The 19,443-nt window shown below is 57.3% G+C and carries 22 protein-coding genes; 10 read left to right on the top strand and 12 right to left on the bottom strand.

Going from position 1 to position 19,443, the window contains the following annotated elements:
- Positions 1-39: 39 nt before the first annotated feature.
- The 4 genes from GLP52_RS04155 to GLP52_RS04140 all read left to right on the top strand — a co-directional run bounded on the left by GLP52_RS04155 (position 40) and on the right by GLP52_RS04140 (position 4,094).
- Complete coding sequence (locus GLP52_RS04155) at positions 40-576, top strand: GNAT family N-acetyltransferase (protein ID WP_093732273.1); 537 nt, start codon at positions 40-42, stop codon at positions 574-576.
- Positions 577-603: 27 nt separating this feature from the next.
- On the top strand, positions 604-1,641 hold the full coding sequence (gene obgE, locus GLP52_RS04150; protein WP_093732274.1) for a GTPase ObgE: 1,038 nt from the start codon (positions 604-606) through the stop codon (positions 1,639-1,641).
- Positions 1,629-2,738 (top strand): glutamate 5-kinase, encoded by a 1,110-nt coding sequence (proB, locus tag GLP52_RS04145; protein WP_237271627.1) that lies wholly within the window; start codon positions 1,629-1,631, stop codon positions 2,736-2,738. Before obgE ends, proB begins: the two co-directional genes overlap by 13 nt.
- Before the next feature lie 78 nt (positions 2,739-2,816).
- Positions 2,817-4,094: a glutamate-5-semialdehyde dehydrogenase gene (locus GLP52_RS04140; protein WP_237271626.1), complete on the top strand. Its 1,278-nt coding sequence runs from the start codon at positions 2,817-2,819 to the stop codon at positions 4,092-4,094.
- Here the strand turns inward: GLP52_RS04140 and GLP52_RS04135 are convergent.
- Positions 4,091-4,693 (bottom strand): histidine phosphotransferase family protein, encoded by a 603-nt coding sequence (locus GLP52_RS04135; RefSeq protein ID WP_237271625.1) that lies wholly within the window; start codon positions 4,691-4,693, stop codon positions 4,091-4,093. The two genes, GLP52_RS04140 and GLP52_RS04135, sit on opposite strands and share 4 nt — an antisense overlap.
- A 68-nt stretch (positions 4,694-4,761) precedes the next feature.
- On the opposite strand from GLP52_RS04135, the gene GLP52_RS04130 reads away from it, so the two are divergent.
- The 5 genes from GLP52_RS04130 to tsf all read left to right on the top strand — a co-directional run bounded on the left by GLP52_RS04130 (position 4,762) and on the right by tsf (position 8,740).
- Entirely contained in the window at positions 4,762-4,965 is a 204-nt protein-coding gene (locus GLP52_RS04130) for a DUF3553 domain-containing protein (protein ID WP_138923280.1), read from the top strand.
- A gap of 99 nt (positions 4,966-5,064) precedes the next feature.
- On the top strand, positions 5,065-5,829 hold the full coding sequence (locus GLP52_RS04125) for a GNAT family N-acetyltransferase (protein WP_237271624.1): 765 nt from the start codon (positions 5,065-5,067) through the stop codon (positions 5,827-5,829).
- The gene (locus GLP52_RS04120; RefSeq protein WP_237271623.1) at positions 5,826-6,680 is read left to right on the top strand and encodes a lysophospholipid acyltransferase family protein; all 855 of its coding nucleotides are present in this window, start codon (positions 5,826-5,828) and stop codon (positions 6,678-6,680) included. Before GLP52_RS04125 ends, GLP52_RS04120 begins: the two co-directional genes overlap by 4 nt.
- 188 nt (positions 6,681-6,868) lie before the next feature.
- Positions 6,869-7,738, top strand: a complete 870-nt coding sequence (gene rpsB, locus GLP52_RS04115) for a 30S ribosomal protein S2 (RefSeq protein WP_093732281.1) — start codon at positions 6,869-6,871, stop codon at positions 7,736-7,738.
- 126 nt (positions 7,739-7,864) lie between these two features.
- Entirely contained in the window at positions 7,865-8,740 is an 876-nt protein-coding gene (gene tsf / locus GLP52_RS04110) for a translation elongation factor Ts (protein ID WP_093732282.1), read from the top strand.
- An 88-nt stretch (positions 8,741-8,828) separates the two neighbouring features.
- Here tsf and aroQ read toward each other — a convergent pair whose 3' ends face one another.
- Both aroQ and GLP52_RS04100 read right to left on the bottom strand, forming a co-directional pair.
- Positions 8,829-9,266: a type II 3-dehydroquinate dehydratase gene (gene aroQ / locus GLP52_RS04105; RefSeq protein ID WP_237271622.1), complete on the bottom strand. Its 438-nt coding sequence runs from the start codon at positions 9,264-9,266 to the stop codon at positions 8,829-8,831.
- A gap of 60 nt (positions 9,267-9,326) precedes the next feature.
- Entirely contained in the window at positions 9,327-9,725 is a 399-nt protein-coding gene (locus GLP52_RS04100; protein WP_093732284.1) for a rhodanese-like domain-containing protein, read from the bottom strand.
- A gap of 306 nt (positions 9,726-10,031) precedes the next feature.
- Here GLP52_RS04100 and GLP52_RS04095 point away from each other — a divergent pair, with 306 nt between their 5' ends.
- Positions 10,032-10,871, top strand: coding sequence for a fumarylacetoacetate hydrolase family protein (locus GLP52_RS04095; RefSeq protein ID WP_237271621.1), 840 nt, complete (start codon positions 10,032-10,034; stop codon positions 10,869-10,871).
- Positions 10,872-10,876: 5 nt separating this feature from the next.
- Here the strand turns inward: GLP52_RS04095 and phoB are convergent, their stop codons facing one another.
- From phoB to gmk, 9 genes are all read right to left on the bottom strand, one after another.
- Positions 10,877-11,566: a phosphate regulon transcriptional regulator PhoB gene (gene phoB, locus GLP52_RS04090; protein WP_093732286.1), complete on the bottom strand. Its 690-nt coding sequence runs from the start codon at positions 11,564-11,566 to the stop codon at positions 10,877-10,879.
- A 4-nt stretch (positions 11,567-11,570) separates the two neighbouring features.
- On the bottom strand, positions 11,571-12,278 hold the full coding sequence (gene phoU / locus GLP52_RS04085) for a phosphate signaling complex protein PhoU (protein ID WP_093732287.1): 708 nt from the start codon (positions 12,276-12,278) through the stop codon (positions 11,571-11,573).
- Between the two features lie 5 nt (positions 12,279-12,283).
- Positions 12,284-13,081, bottom strand: coding sequence for a phosphate ABC transporter ATP-binding protein PstB (gene pstB, locus GLP52_RS04080; RefSeq protein WP_237271620.1), 798 nt, complete (start codon positions 13,079-13,081; stop codon positions 12,284-12,286).
- A 17-nt stretch (positions 13,082-13,098) separates the two neighbouring features.
- Positions 13,099-14,439 (bottom strand): phosphate ABC transporter permease PstA, encoded by a 1,341-nt coding sequence (pstA, locus tag GLP52_RS04075; protein WP_237271619.1) that lies wholly within the window; start codon positions 14,437-14,439, stop codon positions 13,099-13,101.
- Positions 14,436-15,935: a phosphate ABC transporter permease subunit PstC gene (pstC, locus tag GLP52_RS04070; RefSeq protein WP_237271618.1), complete on the bottom strand. Its 1,500-nt coding sequence runs from the start codon at positions 15,933-15,935 to the stop codon at positions 14,436-14,438. Before pstC ends, pstA begins: the two co-directional genes overlap by 4 nt.
- A 108-nt stretch (positions 15,936-16,043) precedes the next feature.
- Positions 16,044-17,084 carry a substrate-binding domain-containing protein gene (locus GLP52_RS04065; protein ID WP_237271617.1) on the bottom strand — a complete coding sequence of 347 codons (1,041 nt, stop codon included), beginning with the start codon at positions 17,082-17,084 and terminating at the stop codon, positions 16,044-16,046.
- A gap of 152 nt (positions 17,085-17,236) precedes the next feature.
- Entirely contained in the window at positions 17,237-18,280 is a 1,044-nt protein-coding gene (locus GLP52_RS04060; RefSeq protein ID WP_093732292.1) for a sensor histidine kinase, read from the bottom strand.
- Positions 18,281-18,282: 2 nt separating this feature from the next.
- Complete coding sequence (locus GLP52_RS04055) at positions 18,283-18,804, bottom strand: gamma carbonic anhydrase family protein (RefSeq protein ID WP_093732293.1); 522 nt, start codon at positions 18,802-18,804, stop codon at positions 18,283-18,285.
- A complete protein-coding gene (gene gmk, locus GLP52_RS04050) occupies positions 18,801-19,442 on the bottom strand; it encodes a guanylate kinase (RefSeq protein ID WP_237271616.1) in 642 nt (213 codons plus the stop codon). The genes GLP52_RS04055 and gmk overlap by 4 nt, the downstream gene beginning before the upstream one ends.
- Position 19,443: the final 1 nt, after the last annotated feature.

The following is a 19,443-nucleotide window of genomic DNA, read 5'->3' as shown; positions in this document are numbered from 1 at the left end:
CCCTGTCTCGTTCGTGCCGTTCGGAGGAGGAACAGAGCGATGGAAGATTTAACAATGTCGCAACAGCAAGTGATTGCAACTGAACGGTTCGACCTGCGCCCTGTGCGTCTTTCGGATCGTGGCATGATTGAACATTACGCCAGCGATCCACGGGTTGCGATGCGCACCGCCTCTATTCCGCACCCGCTGCCGCCGGGGGTGATCGAAAGCTATGTAACACGCGCGACCAGCACGCCGAGAACCGAAGATGTTTGGGTGATGGACGGACTAAAAACCGGTGGTTCCGAGGTAATGGGCGTCATTTCCCTGATCCGAATGGACCGAGACCAATCGGAAGTTGGATATTGGGTGGCCCCTGCGTTCTGGAATACGCATCTAGCCTCTGAAGCCGTGCAGGCGCTGGTACAAGCCAACCCGCTGCACAACAAAAATATGTTTGCCTCGGTGTTTCGCGACAACCCTGCATCTGCCAAAGTGTTGACAAATGCAGGTTTCCGCTATCTTGGCAATGCTGAAACCTATTGTCTGGCCCGCGAGACCTGCGTACCTACCTGGACGTATAGCTGCAAACTATGACCACACGTGCCCCGAAAGGCCTTTTAGATGAAGTTTCTTGACCTGTGCAAAGTCTACATCCGCTCTGGCGGAGGCGGGGGCGGTTGCGTGTCTTTCCGGCGCGAAAAATACATCGAATACGGTGGCCCTGATGGTGGCGACGGCGGGTCCGGTGGCTCTGTCTGGGCCGAAGCCGTCGATGGGCTGAACACGCTGATCGACTTTCGCTACCAGCAACACTTCTTTGCCAAAAACGGCCAGCCCGGTATGGGCAAACAGCGCACCGGCAAAGATGGGGACGATATTATCCTCCGCGTGCCCGTAGGGACCGAGATCCTCGACGAGGATCAGGAAACCGTACTGGTGGACATGACAGAGCTTGGCCAACGGGTCGAACTTGCGCGCGGTGGGAACGGCGGCTGGGGTAACCTGCACTTCAAATCAGCTACAAACCAAGCACCTCGTCGTGCGAACCCCGGTCAGGAGGGCGTTGAACGTACCGTTTGGCTGCGGCTCAAGCTGATCGCGGATGTGGGACTATTGGGTCTGCCGAACGCGGGCAAGTCGACATTTCTTGCCGCCACGTCCAACGCACGGCCAAAGATCGCGGATTATCCCTTTACCACGCTGCACCCAAACTTGGGCGTTGTCGGGGTGGATAATACTGAATTCGTCGTTGCCGATATTCCCGGCTTGATCGAGGGCGCATCCGAAGGGCGGGGTCTGGGTGATCTGTTCTTAGGCCATGTCGAACGCTGCGCGGTGCTGTTGCACCTGATCGATGGCACCTCTGAAACCGTTGCCGAAGACTACCGGACCATCATTAATGAACTCGAAGCATATGGCGGCGAGCTGGCGGATAAACCCCGTATCACAGTGCTGAACAAGATTGATGCACTGGATGAGGATGATCGCGTAACCACCCGTGAAGAATTAGAAAAAGCCTGCGGAGGCGAGGTTATGATGATGTCCGGCGTCGCCCGCGAAGGGGTCACCGAGGTCCTGCGTGCCCTGCGTGGTCAGATTGACGATGACCGGCTGCGGTTCCGCATTGAAGACGAAGAAGAGGCACCTTGGCAGCCTTAAGCGACGGCAATCGTATTGTTGTAAAAATCGGCTCTGCGCTTTTGGTAGATCGCGCGACCGGCCAGCTGCGCTCTGGCTGGCTACAAAGTTTGGCACAGGACGTCGCGTGGCTTAAAGGGCAGGGCAAGGACGTGGTACTTGTGTCTTCGGGCTCGATCGCTTTGGGGCGTGGCGTGCTTGGGCTGCCTGCCACCACGCTCGCGCTTGAACAATCACAGGCGGCGGCGGCTGTCGGGCAGATCCGGCTGGCCCGCGCTTACGAAGAAGCCCTGGAGCCCTACGGGATTACCGCCGCACAGGTGCTTGTCACCCTCGAAGATAGCGCGGACCGTCGGCGGTATCTCAACAGCCGCGCCACGATGGAGCAGCTGTTGTCCATGGGTGCGGTGCCGATCGTCAATGAGAATGACACTGTCGCAACGGACGAAATCCGCTTTGGCGACAATGACCGACTCGCGGCCCAAATTGCCGTGACCGTCGCCGCAGACCGTTTGATTCTGCTTTCCGATGTGGATGGCTTTTATTCGGCCAACCCCAACGACGACCCCGACGCCGTCCGCTATGATGTCATCAGTTCCATCACCCCAGAAATCGAAGCGCAGGCGGGCGACGCGGGCTCCGGCCTGTCCAAAGGCGGTATGAAAACAAAGCTGATGGCCGCAAAAACCGCCACGACTGCAGGCTGCGCCATGGCGATATCCGAAGGGTCCCCCTTGCGGCCCTTGCTGGCGCTGGAAAATGGGGCGAATGCGACTTGGTTCACCGCGCAATCTGACCCGCAAACAGCGCGCAAACAATGGATTACAGCGATCAAGCCCCGCGGTAGTGTCACATTGGATGCAGGTGCTGTCGCCGCCATGTCCAAAGGCAAATCGCTTTTGCCAGCGGGGGTGACCGCTGTCGCCGGCCCGTTCGGGCGGGGCGACTCCGTGGCGCTTCTGGACCCTGACGGGCGTCCCATCGGGCACGGGCTAACGCGCTATACATCGGCTGAAGCAATGTTGATTAAAGGGCGGCAATCTTCTGAAATCGAAGAGATATTGGGCGCGCCGGGGCGTGCTGCGTTGATCCATCGGGATGATCTTGCGCTTTCCTAACGTCCAAATGGTTTAAAATCCTCGCCGAAGGCTTTAGGTAGTAGGTAACTCGAAATCATAAAAAGCAGTAATTAGGGTATGACCTTGGATATGACACAGACAGACGACATTCCCGCGTTGATGGCAGATATCGGCGCGCGCGCCAAAGCTGCCGCCGCGACGTTGGGCTTTGCCAGTGCCGACCAAAAGCAGACCGCGCTGGAAAAAGCCGCTGATGCGTTGATCGCGAGCAGCGCCGATATTCTGGCGGCCAACGCCAAAGATCTCGAATTCGGCCGCGACAAGGGGCTTTCCGACGCAATGATGGATCGGCTGCTGCTGGACGACGCACGGATCAGCGCGATTGCCGACAGCCTGCGCAGTATCGCAGCCCAGGATGATCCCGTCGGGCAGGTGCTGACCGAATGGGACCGGCCCACCGGCCTGAACATCCAGCGCGTGCGCACGCCATTGGGCGTCATCGGGGTGATTTATGAATCACGCCCCAACGTAACAGCCGACGCTGGTGCGCTTTGCCTAAAGGCCGGCAATGCCGTGATCCTGCGGGGCGGGTCCGAAAGCTTTCATTCCTCCCGCGCGATCCACGCAGCGCTGAAAGTCGGGCTCGAAGCAGCTGGCCTGCCAGCGGATTCGATCCAGCTGGTGCCTACACGCGACCGTGCGGCAGTCAGTGAGATGTTGACCATGACCGACACGATTGACGTGATTGTACCGCGCGGCGGCAAGGGTCTGGTTGGCTTGGTACAGCGCGAAGCCCGTGTCCCGGTCTTTGCCCACCTCGAAGGGATCGTGCACATCTATATCGATGAAAATGCTGACCCTGAAAAAGTCTTGAAGGTCGTGTTGAACGCCAAAACCCGTCGCACCGGCATTTGTGGATCGGCTGAATGCTTGTTGATCCATGAAAAAGTCGCGCGGACCATGGGCAAGGGCGTGATCAAGGCATTATTGGATGCCGGCGTTGAAGTTCGTGCAGACGGGGAGCTATCTCAGATTGAAGGCACCGTGCCAGCGACGCCCGACGATTGGGGTCACGAATATCTTGATATGATCATCGCGGCCAAGACCGTGGGCAGCATTGACGACGCGATCACCCATATCCGGACTTACGGATCGAACCACACTGACTGTATCATCACCGAAGACGATGCCGCCGCGACCAAATTTATGACGCGGCTCGATTCAGCGATCCTGATGCACAACGTATCCACGCAATTCGCGGATGGGGGCGAGTTTGGCATGGGGGCAGAGATTGGCATCGCCACGGGCAAGATGCATGCACGTGGTCCTGTGGGCGCAGAGCAGTTGACGAGCTTCAAGTATCTCGTGCGCGGCGATGGTGCGGTGCGCAGCTAACCCTTGATACTGAGCGTGATTGTGGTCTCGGTCACGATAGACGTTAACTGTTGCCCGCTGTCTTTCACGATGGCGGGCAACAAGCCGAACTGAACTTGAGCAGGCAGCAGTCGCTCTGCCAGCGGTTGCCCTGCCAACACACCCCATAGTGCTGCGTTAATATTCAGACGGTCGGCGGTCCCCGTAATATCCCACCCCGTAGTGCGGTGCTTCATTACGATCCGACCGCCATAAGGCATCCCCGTTTCCAGACAGAGCAGCCCTAAAAATACCATCCGTAAGGCGCTGCGCGAGGGAGCTGCCCCCAGAGGCCAGATCACCTCCCACTTGGACTGCGCATAAAGGTCACTTAGGATATCAGCGGTCTCTTGTGCCGCGACAGGCTGCGTATTGCCACCGCCAAAGGCCACGCGAAAGAACCGCAACCGCGCACTGGCGTTGCGCACGCTTTCGTCGATCAACGCGATTTCGGGGCTCATGTTCAGGCCTGACATCAAAAGCAGTTCAAGCCCATTGTTGATCGCGCCCACGGGCGATATCAAGTCGTGACAGATCCGGCTGCCGATCAACGCGGCGAAATCAGTGTCGGTCTCAGCCATAGGAATACCTCTCTCATCAACTTGCCCGCGCTTTGAACGGCCGCACCGCACAGCAAAAGGACGCACGTTTGGAAGACCTCAATGCGATACTGACACCCGGAATGCTGGTACGCCACCCTTCGTATCCCGATTGGGGTGTGGGGCAGGTGCAAAGCAACATCGGCGGCAAGGTCACGGTAAACTTTCGGAGCGAAGGCAAGATCGTGGTCGACAGCTTTCGGGTGATGCTCACCCCTGTCTTTGATGAAGGCTCTTCGTTAGCAAATCGTTAATTTTTTGCCGAAAATCACCGCGACGCGGGGCAAGCATTGCGCGACAGGCCCTAACTGCCTATTTATCGGCATAATTGCGACCGGAGACGAAACCAGCTCATGACCATTGCAAAAGCGGCAGAGTTCGAAGTCCGTCTGGCGCGCACCCAAGCGGAGCTTCATGCGGCACAGCGGCTGCGCTATGATGTCTTTGTCACCGAACTGGGTGCGGGCGGCTCTTTGGTTGATCATGACAACAGGCTTGAAGTCGATCAATACGACGATTTTGTCGATCATTTGCTGCTTATCGACCGGAAAACCGCGCAAACGGTTGGTGTCTACCGTCTGATCCGCCGCTGCATGGCGACGCGGGCAGGCGGGTTCTATTCCGAAAACGAATATGATTTGACCGCGCTGAAATCCTCTGGGCGTGAAATCCTTGAGCTTGGGCGGTCGTGTCTGCATCCATCCTATCGCGGCGGCATCGCTATGCACCAGCTTTGGGCGGGGCTTGCATCTTATGTGGCACAGCACCAGATCGAGATCCTGTTCGGCGTGGCAAGCTTTCACGGGACCCAAGCGGATGCTCTGGCAGAGCCTTTGTCGCTGCTACACCACGCCTATCTTGCGCCCCCCGAACTGCGGGTCACGGCTTTGCCTAAAGCGCGGCAAAGGATGGACCTGATCCCCGCGGATACGCTGAACCGTCGACAGGCGATGGTACAGATGCCCAGCCTGATCAAAGCCTATCTGAGGCTTGGCGGCTGTGTGGGCGAGGGGGCTTTTATCGATCATGACTTTAATACAACGGACGTACTTTTGATGCTCGACACCGCGCGGCTCAGCGAACGGCAGGCCAAGATTTACAGCGGGCAACCCGCGTGAGCGCGGCTTGGGACAGCGCCGATCACCCGGCACTAGACGACATCGGGCCACTGGGGTGGGCGCTGGCGTTGATCCGCGGCCTTGTCCTGGCGACCGTGGTCTTTACAGGGCTGCTGGTCCTGCTAGCCATCCGCCTGATTGAGCGACCCTTGTGCGGGCAAGGCCGCCCCGTCACACCGTATATCACGCAAACGGTCTGTTACATTGCGTTCTGGATCATGGGATTGCGCCGCGAAGTCGTGGGCACGCCCATGCGCCACCGTGGTGCGGTTGTCGCCAATCACACAAGCTGGCTCGATATCTTCAGCCTGAACGCCGCACAGCGGATTTATTTCGTATCAAAGTCTGAGGTCGCCAGCTGGCCCGGCATCGGGTGGCTGGCCAAGGCGACCGGCACGCTGTTCATTGAACGCAGCCCCAAACATGCCCGCAAACAGACCGAGATTTTTCAGCGACGGCTGCTTGATAACCATCGGCTGCTGTTCTTTCCCGAAGGTACCAGCACTGATGGCAAACAAGTCTTGCCGTTCAAAACCACGCTGTTTCAATCCTTTTTTACGCCAGAGCTGCGCGATGCGATCTGGGTTCAGCCTGTTACCGTGCTTTATACTGCGCCAGTTGGGGCCGATCCGCGGTTCTATGGCTGGTGGGGCGATATGAGCTTTGGCGGGCATCTGGTGCGCACGCTTGCGTCCGCGCGGCAGGGGAAAGTGACCACGATCTACCACACGCCACTGGCCGTCGCCGATTTCGACAACCGCAAAACGCTGGCCCAAGCGTGCGAAACACAGGTCCGTAGTGCGCATCCCTCGGATCAAATAGCAGCCCCAAACACCGCGGAACTGCGCTGAGATAGACGTTTAATCCGCGGAATATGCGGCTTGAGCCTTGCGAAGCGGTTAAAACCGGACTATACGCGCGTCACTTAAACCCGCAGTCGGGGTTGGGCCTTTGGGGGAGAAATCCTCAAACGTCCGCCGGTTGGTCCCATTCTGGGATCGAGACCCCCGATGAGGCAAAACCGGAAAGGTATAAAGACATGGCTCTTCCTGAGTTCTCCATGCGCCAACTGCTTGAAGCAGGCGTACACTTTGGTCACCAAACACAGCGCTGGAACCCACGTATGGGTCCGTTCATTTACGGCGCGCGTAACGGCATCCACATCATGGACCTTACACAGACTGTTCCAATGCTGGATCAAGCTCTGCAAGTTATCCGTGATACCGTCGCCAAAGGCGGCAGCATTCTTTTCGTTGGTACCAAGCGTCAGGCTGCTCAGCCGATCGCCGACGCCGCAGAGAAATGCGCACAATACTACATGAACCACCGTTGGTTGGGCGGCACGCTGACAAACTGGCAAACTGTTTCCAAATCCATCCAGCGCCTGAAGTCCATCGACGAACAGTCCGAGCGTGGCTTTGGCGGTCTGACCAAGAAAGAGCGTCTTGGCATGGAGCGTGACCAGTTCAAACTGGAAGCATCGCTTGGTGGTATCCGTGAAATGGGCGGTCGTCCTGACCTGATCTTCGTCATCGACGTCAAAAAAGAAGCACTGGCCGTGGCCGAAGCGAACAAACTGGGCATCCCCGTTATCGCTGTTGTCGACACCAACTGTTCGCCCGACGGGATCGACTATATCATCCCAGGCAACGACGATGCTGCACGCGCGATCCACCTGTATTGCGATCTGGCCGCTCGTGCCGCGCTGGACGGTATGTCCGCTCAGCTGGGTGCTGCAGGCGTTGATATCGGTGCGATGGAAGAAGCGCCCGAAGAAGAAGCCCTGATCGACGGTGGCGTCGAAGTTGGTAACGCTTCGGAAGAAACCGTATCGAACGACGCAATGGCCAAAGACGCACCTCTGGATATCGAATCCAAGAAGGAAACGCTGGCCGACGCCAAGTCGTAAGCGACGCGAAATAGACGGGCAGGGGGCATGTTTCCCTCTGCCTGTCATACCAACATGACATGATTGAGACAGTGGTGCAGGACGTCCTGCCCCTCAATTTATCCCAATTCAAGGAGAACCAAAGCGATGGCAATTACAGCATCCATGGTCAAAGAACTGCGCGACACAACTGGTGCCGGCATGATGGACGCCAAAAAAGCGTTGACTGAAACAAACGGCGACATGGAAGCCGCCGTTGACTGGCTGCGCACCAAGGGTCTGGCGAAAGCGGCCAAGAAATCCGGTCGTACCGCAGCCGAAGGCCTCGTTGCCGTGAAGGTTGACGGCGGTCGCGGCGTTGCTGTCGAAGTAAACTCCGAAACCGACTTCGTTGGCAAAAATGCTGACTTCCAGAAAATGGTTTCCGGTATCGCAGACGTCGCAACCGGCGTTTCCGACATTGACGCATTAAACGCGGCTGATATGGGCGGCAAGCCTGTTTCCACCGTCATCACCGACGCCATCGCGAAAATCGGCGAAAACATGTCGGTACGCCGCATGCAGTCCATCGAAGGCGAACAGGTCGTGTCTTATGTGCACAACGCAGTGGCACCTGGCATGGGCAAAATTGGTGTTCTGGTCGCAATGACCGGCGGCAACGAAGAGCTGGGCAAACAGATCGCGATGCACATCGCTGCTGTAAACCCTGCGTCCTTGTCCGAAGCGGATCTGGACCCAGCTGTTGTTGAAAAAGAAAAGCAGGTTCAAATGGATATCGCACGCGAGTCCGGCAAGCCTGAAGCTGTGATCGAAAAAATGATCACCGGTCGTATGCAGAAATACATGTCTGAAGTGACACTGCTGAACCAAGCATTCGTTGTGAACCCTGACCTGTCCGTAGGTAAGGCCGCAGAAGAAGCCGGCGCGACCATCACCGGTTTCGTCCGTTTGGAAGTTGGCGAAGGCATCGAAGTCGTCAAAGAAGATTTCGCAGCAGAAGTCGCGAAAGCCGCCAAAGGCTAAACAGCTTTACAGCAAACACGAAAAAGGGCGAGGGTGCACCAGCATCTTCGCCCTTTTTCATTTAAAATCAGTTACTAAGGGGCGACAACTAAGCTTTCAAATGATCTCTCAGCGCGTCGAGCGCCATCAGATAGCCTGTGGCACCGAAGCCGCAGATTTGCCCCAGTGCCACTGGTGCGATGTAAGACCGATGACGGAATTCCTCGCGCGCATGGATATTGCTCAGGTGAACCTCGACCACGGGAAGCTCTACCGAAGCGATCGCGTCCATCAGCGCAATCGACGTATGGGTATAGGCACCAGCATTTAAAATAATCGCAGCATGCTCACCCTTGGCGGCGTGGATCAGATCGATCAGCGCGCCTTCATGATTGGACTGATCAAATGCGATACCAAACCCCAGCGATTTCGCTTTATCGCGGCACATAGTTTCGATGTCCGCCAAGGTGGTTTTGCCATAAACATCGGGTTGGCGCGTGCCAAGCAAGTTCAGGTTCGGACCGTTAAGGATCAGAATGGATGTCATAGTCGTGACCTTGTTATTACAGTATGATCGCTGAGGCGTAGCATAGGCGCTTTAGCGGAGTTAGTCTTTCTTTTCAGCGAATTCGACCGGACCACCGTGCTTTTCCCACGTTGAGAAACCTTCACGCAGATGCGCCGCGTCAAAGCCCATGTCTTGCAGCGTCGCCGTGGTGATCGCCGAGCGCCAGCCAGAAGCACAGTGAAACACAAATGTTTTATCCTCGCCGAAGACCTCTTTGAAATACGGACTATCGGGATCGACCCAGAATTCGATCATGCCACGGGGCGCGTGAAAGCTGCCGGGAATATAGCCGCTGCGCTGGCGTTCACGGATATCGCGCAGATCAACGACCACGACGTCCGGGTCATTCAGCATCCCGATCAGATCAGGCGTTTCGATCTCGCGGATCCGCGCGCGGGCGGCAGCAACCATATCCGCCGAAGACATCTTGAGCGTCATATTCATCCTTTCATTCTAGGGCTGTCGCCAGTCCGCATCGCGTCCTGTTGCATCAGCGTTGTTGATGTGGATTATGTCACGCAGAACAACAGGGTAAAGGGAGAAGCGGCGCGGACACTGAACCGATACTGCGGAGAACAAAATGGATGAAGATCCGGTAATTTATATTAGTTTCAACGGGTAAACAGCCATTCTTACAAAACTACATCAACCATAGAACACCAGTATTTTACATAATATTGATTATAGGATTCAGATAATCCAGCGTCGCCTGCCTCTCACGCCCTTATAAATAAGGATAAAACAATGAAACTTTGCCGTATCGAAACCGCCGATGGCATCAAACCGGCGATCGTCGACGCAGATGGTGCTGCGCGTGACTTATCGCAACACCTTCCTGACATCGAACTTTCAAGCGTGGCACCCGCAGCGCTCGATAAACTGCGCAGCCTGGATATCGCGACGCTGCCCCTGATCTCGGGTCGTTTTGCGCCGGTTATCAATGACATACGTCGCATTTTGTGTATCGGTCTGAATTATTCAGACCACGCGGCCGAAGCTGGCATGGCTGTACCCGATCATCCCATCCTGTTCAGCAAGCTCTGTGCTGCGACAGGTGCCAATGAACCGATCATCATTCCCAAGGATTCAGAAAAAACCGATTGGGAAGTCGAGCTTGCGGTCATTATCGGCACCAAGGCGCAGCATGTATCAGAAGCGGATGCGTTGTCTTATGTGGCGGGCTACGCGACCTTCAATGACGTGTCGGAACGTGCCTTTCAGACTGAATTCGGCGGCCAATGGGTCAAGGGCAAGTCCTGCGACAGTTTTGCCCCCATCGGCCCGTATCTGGTGACCGCTGACGACCTTCCAGATCCTCAGAACCTTGATCTGTGGCTAGATGTGAACGGTACCCGCCGCCAAACCGGCAACACCAGCACAATGGTGTTTTCTGTGGCCGAAATTATCTCTTTTCTCAGCCGTTTCATGACCTTACGGCCCGGAGATGTGATCGCCACTGGCACACCGCCCGGTGTGGGTATGGGGTTCAAACCGCCGGTCTACCTAAAACCCGGCGATGTGGTCGAGCTTGGCATCGAAGGATTGGGCGATCAACGTCAAGAAGTCATTAAATACAATGGGTAAGCGCCCTACCCTAACGCATAGCCTGCACCGCGCACCGTGCGGATTGGATCATCGCCGCCGTGGGACGTCAGCGCCTTGCGCAGACGGGCGATGTGAACATCAACGGTGCGCGTGTCGACATAGATATCGCGCCCCCAAACGTGATCTAGCAACTGGTCACGGCTGAAGACACGGCCGGGCCGCTCAAGCAACGTCACAAGCAAACGGTATTCTGTTGGCCCCAGCTTTAGCTCGTTCGCAGCACGGTTTACACGGTGACGTTCTGGATCAAGCGTAATGTCGGCATAGCTGAGCGCCGCACCGGAGGACGCAGGTCGCACGCGGCGCAGCTGTGTGCGCACGCGGGCCATCAGCTCGCGCATCGAATAGGGTTTGACCACGTAATCATCGGCGCCCGTCTCAAGCCCGCGCACGGTGTCCACCTCTTCGGATCGTGCCGACAGCATGATCACGGGGATATTGCGCGTATCTTCGCGGGTCTTAAGCTGACGACAGACCTCTATCCCACTTAGAAGCGGCATCATCCAATCAAGGATAACCAGGTCGGGCAGCGCCTCTGCAACCAGCAAGATCGCTTCCTCGCCATTCTCGGCACGCCGTACGTCAAATCCTTCTGATTCAAGGTTATACGCCAGAATTTCGCGCTGTGCGGGTTCGTCTTCTACCAACAAGATCTGAGGTTGAGCGGCAGACATGGCCCTACCCCTTCAGCTTGGTGGAGGTATTGTCCGCCTTGGGGCGATCCTCGTCCGGATGGGTACCGGTTACCAGATAAACAACCTGTTCCGCGATGGATGTGACAAGATCGCCCATCCGTTCAACGTTCTTGGCAATGAAATGCAAATGCATGCATGATGTGATATTGCGCGGGTCTTCCATCATGAAGGTCAGGAATTCGCGGAACAGCGCATTATACATCTGGTCGACATCTTCATCCCGCGCGATCACATCCATAGCCAGTTCTGCGTCGCGCTGAACATAGCAATCAAGCGCGTCCTTGAGCATGGATTCAACCGTCTTACACATGCGACGAATGGCACCAGTACTGTCGGCAACAGCAGGAAGCTGCGCCAACACGCTATTTCGCTTGGCCATATTTTTCGCATAGTCGCCAATACGTTCTAAGCTGGCGCTAATCTTGATGACGCTGAGGATCAAACGCAAATCAACAGCCGTCGGGGCACGCAGTGCGATAATACGGGCGGCGCGTTCATTGATCAGCTCTTCGAGTGCGTCAATGGCCTTGTCCCCGCCGCGCACCTGTTCTGCCAGCTCTTCGTCACGGGTTTCCAGCGATTGTGCGGCAAGGCGAATGGCATCTTCAACCATCCCGCCCATTTTCATGATCTGCGCTTGAACGCTTTCCAGGTCACGGTCAAAAGCAGAGGCAATGTGTTGTTCTTGCATGATACTTATCCAATCCGGCCAGTGATATAGCTTTCCGTCCGAGGGTCCTCGGGCGATGTGAAAATCTTGTCGGTCTCACCGAACTCAACCAGATTGCCGAGGTGGAAGAACGCCGTCTTCTGGCTCACCCGTGCGGCCTGCTGCATGGAGTGTGTGACGATCACCACCGAATAATCCTGACGCAGTTCGTCGATCAACTCTTCAACTTGCGCGGTCGCAATCGGATCCAACGCGGAACAGGGTTCATCCATCAGCAGCACTTCGGGTTCGGTCGCGACGGCGCGTGCGATACACAGACGTTGTTGCTGACCGCCCGACAGGCCGGTGCCCGGGGCATGAAGGCGGTCTTTGACCTCATTCCAGATGGCACCGCGTTTCAACGCACGCTCAACGATATCGTCCAGTTCTGACTTATTGCGGGCAAGACCGTGGATGCGGGGCCCATAAGCAACGTTGTCATAGATCGATTTCGGGAACGGGTTAGGCTTTTGGAAGACCATACCGACCTTGGCGCGCAACTGTACCGGATCAACCGCGCTGTCATAGATATCTTCGCCATCAATCAAGATATCGCCTTTGACAGTGCAGATATCAATCGTGTCGTTCATCCGATTGATACAGCGCAGAAAAGTCGACTTGCCACAGCCTGACGGACCGATAAAGGCAGTGACCGTTTTGTCTTGGATATCAACCGACACGTCTTTGATCGCGTGGGTGTCACCATAGTAAACCTGCACGTTGCGGGCGGCGATTTTTGTTTTGTGAGTTGTCACGTCCGTCTCCGAAATTACGTTGTCTTTCATTGCCTTGCCTCTCATTCCTACCAGCGCCGCTCGAACCTGCGCCGCAACATGACAGCGATGGCGTTCATGGTGATCAAAAAGACCAGCAGGATGATGATACCGCCCCAAGCACGTTCATAGAAAGCCGGATCAGCGCGTTTCGCCCATTCGTAGATTTGCGCCGGCATGGCAGAATTGGGGTCCATCAGGCCCGATGCAATGCCGTCAGGCGGGTTCGACGCGATGAAGCCCACCATCCCGATCAACAGCAATGGGGCCGTTTCACCAAGGGCCTGGGCCAAACCGATGATCGTGCCGGTCAGGATGCCGGGAGCAGCAAGCGGCAGGACGTGGTGGAACACCGATTGCATCTTCGACGCCCCTACCCCCAGTGCCGCATCACGGATGCTGGGCGGGACAGATTTCAGCGAAGCGCGGGTCGAGATGATGATCGTCGGCAGTGTCATCAGCGTTAGCACCAGCCCGCCCACCAGCGGGGCAGAATTCGGCAGGTGCATATAGTTGATGAAAACCGCCAGACCCAGAATACCAAAGACAATCGACGGCACCGCGGCAAGGTTAGAGATATTCACCTCGATGATGTCTGTCAGCAGGTTCTTGGGCGCGAATTCCTCTAGGTAGATCGACGCGGCGACCCCGATGGGCAGAGCCAGCGCCAGCACGACCAGCATCATGAACAGCGATCCGATCATCGAAACGCCCATGCCGGCGGCTTCTGGCCGTGCGTCCGACGCGTCAGAACCAGTGATAAAGTCGACGTTAAACCGTTTGTGCAGCGCCCCGTCCGCAATCAGCGCGTCCACCAGATCAAGCTGCTCTGTGTTGATGCTTTTATCGTTGGCGATGCTCTCGCGGGTGACACGGCCCTTCAGGTATCCATCGACGCGGCTGTTGGTCAGGAATTCGAATTCCACCGCAGTCCCGATCAGTTCGGGGTTATCCAGTACAAAGTCACGCAGCTGTGCCGCCGCATCCTTGGAGATGATCGCACCCATCTCCTTAGGCTTCAAATCTGTGGTGATCCTGGCTTCGGCCACCTTGGCCTCCAGTGCGGCAGCCATCAGTGGCGCATAGCCAAAGGTCGAAACCTTTTTGATCTCTTCGATGTCGCGATTACCGTTCTTGTCCAGCTTTGCCTCAAGCAGTTGCACATTCAGCGTCAGGAACGTCTGTTGAAACGCACCTGCACCGCGGCCGATGATCGTGGTCAGCAAGATTGCTAGCATCAGCAGGCCAACAGCAATGGCGGCGATGCCATAGGCTTTGAACCGGGCTTCGGCGCGGTTGCGTTTTACAGTACGTGCATCTGGTTTCAGCAGCGATTGGCGCGGCTTTGCGGGGTTGGGCATATCGGTCATTCGTACTGCTCCCGGTATTTGCGCACGATCAAAAGCGCTAGAACGTTCAGCCCCAAGGTCAACACAAACAGCGTCAGACCAAGGGCAAAGGCGACCAGCGTTTCAGGGCTGGCAAAGTCGGTATCCCCGGTCAGCTGGCTGACGATACGGGTGGTGATGGTGGTCATCGCTTCCAGCGGATTGCCCGAGATGCGGGCGATAGCCCCTGCCCCCAGCACAACGATCATCGTCTCGCCGATGGCACGGCTTGCGGCGAGCAACACGGCCCCCACGATCCCCGGCAGTGCGGCAGGCAGCACGACCTGGCGGATCGTCTCGGAATGGGTCGCGCCCAGACCAAACGAGCCGTCACGCATGGATTGCGGTACAGCGTTGATGATATCATCGCTCAGCGAAGAAACGAAGGGGATCAGCATGATGCCCATGACCAGCCCTGCCGTCAGAACAGATGTGGCCCCGCTCATCCAGTCGACCCCCAGCAGTCCGTCCTCGCCACGCCCAAAGACTTTGACCAGAAACGGACCTACCGTCAGCAGGGCAAACAGACCGTAAACGATTGTCGGGATACCCGCGAGGATTTCCAGCAAAGGTTTGGCAAAGGCGCGTACTTTGTTGTTAGCGTATTCCGACAGGTAGATCGCAGCGAAGAGGCCGATAGGCACGGCCACCAGCAGCGCGATGATCGAGATATAGAGCGTCCCCCAGAGCAGCGGCAGGATCGACAGGTCACTGTCCCCGCGGAAGTTCGGGGCCCATGTGGTGCCCAGAAAGAAATCCTGCCACGGGTGTAGGCGGAAGAAGTTCAGCGTCTCGAACAGCATCGACAGAACGATACCCACGGTGGTCAGGATCGCCAACGACGCAGCGAGGACCAGCAACCCCAGCAGAAAGCGTTCCACCGTATTGCGCGCGCGAAAATCGGCCCGTGCGGTGCGCATCGCGATGAACAGACCGGCCAGCGCCAGCACGCAGATCACCGCGATCATCAGCCAGCGGCCGGTGTATTCCATTGACCGGTAGCGCTGCGCGGCGGCCAGCACCTCTGGCGTCACGTCAGACCCAAGCGCCACGCCCGTGCCCGCCAGCAGCGCGCGCACATCAGTGCCGGTCACGTCCAGATCACGGGCGCTTTGCGCATCCAGCGCGCCCGATTGCACGGCCGCGTCCAGCCCGTTGGCCACGCGGCGCACGTCGCTCATGACCAGGTTGACCGAAGACCCTTCGTTCACGGCGCTTTGCGGAATCATGTCGATCACTGCATTCTGGATCAGCATCGGCTGTACCAGCATCCAGATCGCCAGCACAAACAGCGCTGGAATGGCGGTGAGCATGGCGGCGTTATAGCCGTAGTAATTCGGAAGGGAGTGCAGCTTGCGCGCATCGCCCGAGACGGACGACATGGCCCGGCTGCGCACCAGACCATAGGCAAGGACTGTTAATATCAAAACAACGGCAACTAAGAGCGTGGTAGATCCCACATTGAAAATATCGCGCATGGTGGCCCCCGGTCGCAGCCTGTGTCAGGCTATCATTGTTTGGAAAGTATCAGTCGGCAGCAAAAATCCGGAGGCACCTTGCAGCGCCTCCGGATCGCAAGGCAGGGTTTAGGAACCGCTGCCCATTACAGTTTCTTCAGCAACAACCGACTGTGTTTTCGCCAGTTCTGGGTCGGAGACCAGACCGTATTCAGCCAAAGGACCGTCGGGGCCGGCAATCTCGTCCGCCACGAAGAATTCAGCGTATTCCTTAAGGCCTGGGATCACGCCGATATGCGCTTTCTTGACGTAGAAGAACAGCGGGCGGGATACGGGGTAGTCGCCGCTCGAGATGGTTTCAACGGTGGGCTCAATGCCGCCCATGTTGGCGACGGTCAGCTTGTCGGTGTTGTTCTCGTAGAAGGCCAGACCGAAGACGCCGATGCCGTCTTTGTTGCTTTCGATGCGCGCCAGCGTTTCGGTGTAGTCACCGTCGATGTCCACGGACACACCATCGGTGCGCAGTGCGATACATGCTTTTTCAGCGGCTTTCTTATCGTCGCCATTCGCGGCCTTAAACGCTTCGAAGTCGCCGGTTTCTTCACAACCTGCCAGGATCACTTTGTCTTCGAAAACTTCGCGCGTGCCGTGCTTGGTGCCGGGGATGTAGGCCTGGATCGGCTGCTCGGGGAAGCTGGCGTTCACGTCGGACCACATTTTGTTGGGGTTCGCCACGATCTCGCCGTCGACAACGACTTCGGCGGACAGGGCTTTGTACCAGTCTTCGGGGGTGAATTCGAATGTGTTGCCATTGATGTCGGATGCAAAGACGATGCCGTCATAGCCGATCTGAACTTCGATGATGTCCGTCACACCGTTCGCGGCGCAGGCTTCAACTTCGGAGCTTTTGATCTGGCGCGAGGCGTTTGCCACGTCGATTGTGTTCTCGCCAACACCTTCACAAAAACGCTTCAGACCCGCCGAGGAGCCACCGGATTCAACAACAGGTGTCGGGAAATCGAAGTTTTCGCCAAAGGCTTCGGCAACGATGGATGCATAGGGCAGAACAGTGGAGGAACCGGCAACCTGTACCTGATCACGCGCGGCAGCGGCGGTTGCGGATACGGCGGCAATGGCCAGCGCGGAAGTGGTGAGTTTAACGAGCGACATGATGTCTCCTGTCAGCTTAGAATTGTCTGACCACCCCCATGGTGATCTTGCCGCAGCAATAGGCAAGCGACACTGAGCATTTGTGACAGCCATGTTACAGTTTTATGACGCTGGCGGAAATTGTAAATTATTTTGGATCGAAACGTGACATTTCACGCCGCATCCAAGGGTAGAATCACCGTAAACCGTGCCCCATCTCCCAGATCAGAGGTAATTTTCAGCCGTCCGCGGTGCCGGTTCAGGATATGTTTTACAATCGCCAGCCCCAGCCCCGTCCCGCCAAGCGCGCGACTGCGGTGGCTGTCGGCGCGGTAGAACCGTTCGGTCAGGCGCGGCAGGTGGACAGGGTCGATCCCCGGCCCGTGATCGCGGACCGTGATCCTTACAGCGGGGCCTCGCAACGACGGGTCACGCAATGTGGTCTCTACCAAGATTTCGACCTCTTTCCCCACCCCACCGTATTTAATGCCGTTTTCAATAAGGTTCGTGAACACTTGCAACAGCTGGTCCGTGTCGCCCATCAGCGGCAGAGGATCGTCCCCCATCGTGGCCACCAGCGTCACATCTGCCTCTACGGCCAAGGGGTTAAGATTGCGCATGGTCGATTGCAGCACATAGCGCAGATCAACCTTGTCTGTCGGACGCACTCGTTCGTTTGATTCCACCCGTGACAACGACAGCAGATCCCCCACCAGCCGGTTCATGCGCTCGGCTTCTCCGGTCATGATGGTCAAAAACCTGTCCCGTGCGGGCGCATCGTCTCGTGCAGGGCCGCGCAGCGTTTCGATAAACCCCATCATCGCGGTCAGCGGTGTACGCAGCTCGTGGCTGACATTGGCGACAAAATCGCGGCGCATCTGGCTGGCGTTAGTGACTTGGGTGATATCCTGAAAGCTGAGCAAGACATAATTCATGCCCGTCACCTTGCGCACATGCACCCGAAAGGTCGTGTCATTGCCATTGTCGCTTGCCAGATACTGCGCCTCGCGCGGGGTGTCGTCCTGCTGGCATTGCTCGACCGCGTCCACCACTGCCGGTTGACGCAGGACGTTGATAAAGTGACGGTCCAACGCGCCCCGTCCCAGCAGCGCCTCGGCGGGCGCGTTCATCGCAACGATACGTTCGGCACGGTCAACGGCCAGCGTTGGTAAAGGCAGCGCCGCCAGCAAGTCCGGCAGATGCGGGCGCAGCACCATGCTCAGACGGGTTTAAGCTGGTTGGCAAAGCGCCGCGCGTTGTCTTGGTAGTGTTTCGCGCTGGCGGTCAGCCCTGCAATCGCCGCCGCGTCCAGATCGCGCACGACCTTGCCCGGCGCGCCCATCACCAGCGACCCGTCGGGGATCACCTTGTTTTCGGTGATCAACGCCCCTGCCCCGATCAGGCAGTTCCTGCCGATCTTGGCCCCGTTCAGGATCGTCGCCCCCATGCCGACCAGCGAATTGTCACCGATGGTACAGCCGTGCAGCATGACCTTGTGGCCGATCGTGCAGTTCTCCCCCACGGTCAGCGGGCAGCCCGGGTCCGTGTGAAAGACGCAGTTCTCCTGCACGTTACTGCCTTTGCCGACGAGGATCAGCTCGTTATCACCGCGCAGCGTGCAGCCGAACCAGACAGAGGCCCCTGCTTCAAGCGTCACATTCCCGATGACATTCGCATCCGGGGCGACCCATGCATCTGCGTGTACCTGCGGGGTGATGTCGGCCAAAGCGTAAAGCGTCATTTCGTGTCCTCGAATTCTGATTGCAATGCGCGCACATGATCGACCAGTTTCGGCTGCTGCGAAAGGCGCAATCTTTCGGCGGTGATGATCGACTTCAGCTTGGCCTCTGTCACCGTCAGATCGTCGTTGACCAGCACATAGTCATAGCCGTCCCAATGGCTGATCTCGTCCCAGCTTTTTTCCATCCGCAGGGCGATGGTATCGGGGGCGTCCTGACCACGGGTTTCCAGACGGCGGCGCAACTCCTTGATCGACGGCGGCAGGATAAAGATCGACAGCACATGCTGTTTGAGCGCCGAGTTGCTGATCTGCTGCGCGCCCTGCCAATCCACGTCAAACAGAACGTCGCGACCGCTATCGATCGCCTTTTGCACCGGTCCCTTGGGCGAACCGTAATAGTTGTTAAAGACCCGCGCGTGCTCCAGCATGTCGCCGTCGTTCACCATGGCGCGAAAATCATCCTCGGCAGTAAAAAAGTAATCCTTACCATCTACTTCGCCGACACGCGGGGCGCGGGTTGTAGCCGAAACAGAAAACTCAAGCGAGGTATCCCAATCGCGCAGCTTGCGTGCCAGCGTCGATTTACCCGCCCCCGAGGGCGAGCTGAGGATGATCAATAGGCCGCGTCGGTCGCTCATG

This window comes from Sulfitobacter sp. M22 (genome assembly GCF_021736025.1).
In the GTDB taxonomy this organism is placed as follows: domain Bacteria; phylum Pseudomonadota; class Alphaproteobacteria; order Rhodobacterales; family Rhodobacteraceae; genus Sulfitobacter; species Sulfitobacter litoralis.
This window is presented reverse-complemented; position numbering and strand designations above follow the sequence as displayed.

What these genes read in the sequence shown, in the direction of transcription:
- GLP52_RS04155 (WP_093732273.1), top strand. Translation starts at nt 40, where the DNA reads ATGGAAGATTTAACAATGTCGCAACAGCAAGTGATTGCAACTGAACGG.
- obgE (WP_093732274.1), top strand. Translation starts at nt 604, where the DNA reads ATGAAGTTTCTTGACCTGTGCAAAGTCTACATCCGCTCTGGCGGAGGC.
- GLP52_RS04140 (WP_237271626.1), top strand. Translation starts at nt 2,817, where the DNA reads ATGACCTTGGATATGACACAGACAGACGACATTCCCGCGTTGATGGCA.
- GLP52_RS04135 (WP_237271625.1), bottom strand. Translation starts at nt 4,693, where the DNA reads ATGGCTGAGACCGACACTGATTTCGCCGCGTTGATCGGCAGCCGGATC.
- GLP52_RS04125 (WP_237271624.1), top strand. Translation starts at nt 5,065, where the DNA reads ATGACCATTGCAAAAGCGGCAGAGTTCGAAGTCCGTCTGGCGCGCACC.
- rpsB (WP_093732281.1), top strand. Translation starts at nt 6,869, where the DNA reads ATGGCTCTTCCTGAGTTCTCCATGCGCCAACTGCTTGAAGCAGGCGTA.
- tsf (WP_093732282.1), top strand. Translation starts at nt 7,865, where the DNA reads ATGGCAATTACAGCATCCATGGTCAAAGAACTGCGCGACACAACTGGT.
- aroQ (WP_237271622.1), bottom strand. Translation starts at nt 9,266, where the DNA reads ATGACATCCATTCTGATCCTTAACGGTCCGAACCTGAACTTGCTTGGC.
- GLP52_RS04100 (WP_093732284.1), bottom strand. Translation starts at nt 9,725, where the DNA reads ATGACGCTCAAGATGTCTTCGGCGGATATGGTTGCTGCCGCCCGCGCG.
- GLP52_RS04095 (WP_237271621.1), top strand. Translation starts at nt 10,032, where the DNA reads ATGAAACTTTGCCGTATCGAAACCGCCGATGGCATCAAACCGGCGATC.
- phoB (WP_093732286.1), bottom strand. Translation starts at nt 11,566, where the DNA reads ATGTCTGCCGCTCAACCTCAGATCTTGTTGGTAGAAGACGAACCCGCA.
- phoU (WP_093732287.1), bottom strand. Translation starts at nt 12,278, where the DNA reads ATGCAAGAACAACACATTGCCTCTGCTTTTGACCGTGACCTGGAAAGC.
- pstB (WP_237271620.1), bottom strand. Translation starts at nt 13,081, where the DNA reads ATGAAAGACAACGTAATTTCGGAGACGGACGTGACAACTCACAAAACA.
- pstA (WP_237271619.1), bottom strand. Translation starts at nt 14,439, where the DNA reads ATGACCGATATGCCCAACCCCGCAAAGCCGCGCCAATCGCTGCTGAAA.
- pstC (WP_237271618.1), bottom strand. Translation starts at nt 15,935, where the DNA reads ATGCGCGATATTTTCAATGTGGGATCTACCACGCTCTTAGTTGCCGTT.
- GLP52_RS04065 (WP_237271617.1), bottom strand. Translation starts at nt 17,084, where the DNA reads ATGTCGCTCGTTAAACTCACCACTTCCGCGCTGGCCATTGCCGCCGTA.
- GLP52_RS04060 (WP_093732292.1), bottom strand. Translation starts at nt 18,280, where the DNA reads ATGGTGCTGCGCCCGCATCTGCCGGACTTGCTGGCGGCGCTGCCTTTA.
- GLP52_RS04055 (WP_093732293.1), bottom strand. Translation starts at nt 18,804, where the DNA reads ATGACGCTTTACGCTTTGGCCGACATCACCCCGCAGGTACACGCAGAT.
- gmk (WP_237271616.1), bottom strand. Translation starts at nt 19,442, where the DNA reads ATGAGCGACCGACGCGGCCTATTGATCATCCTCAGCTCGCCCTCGGGG.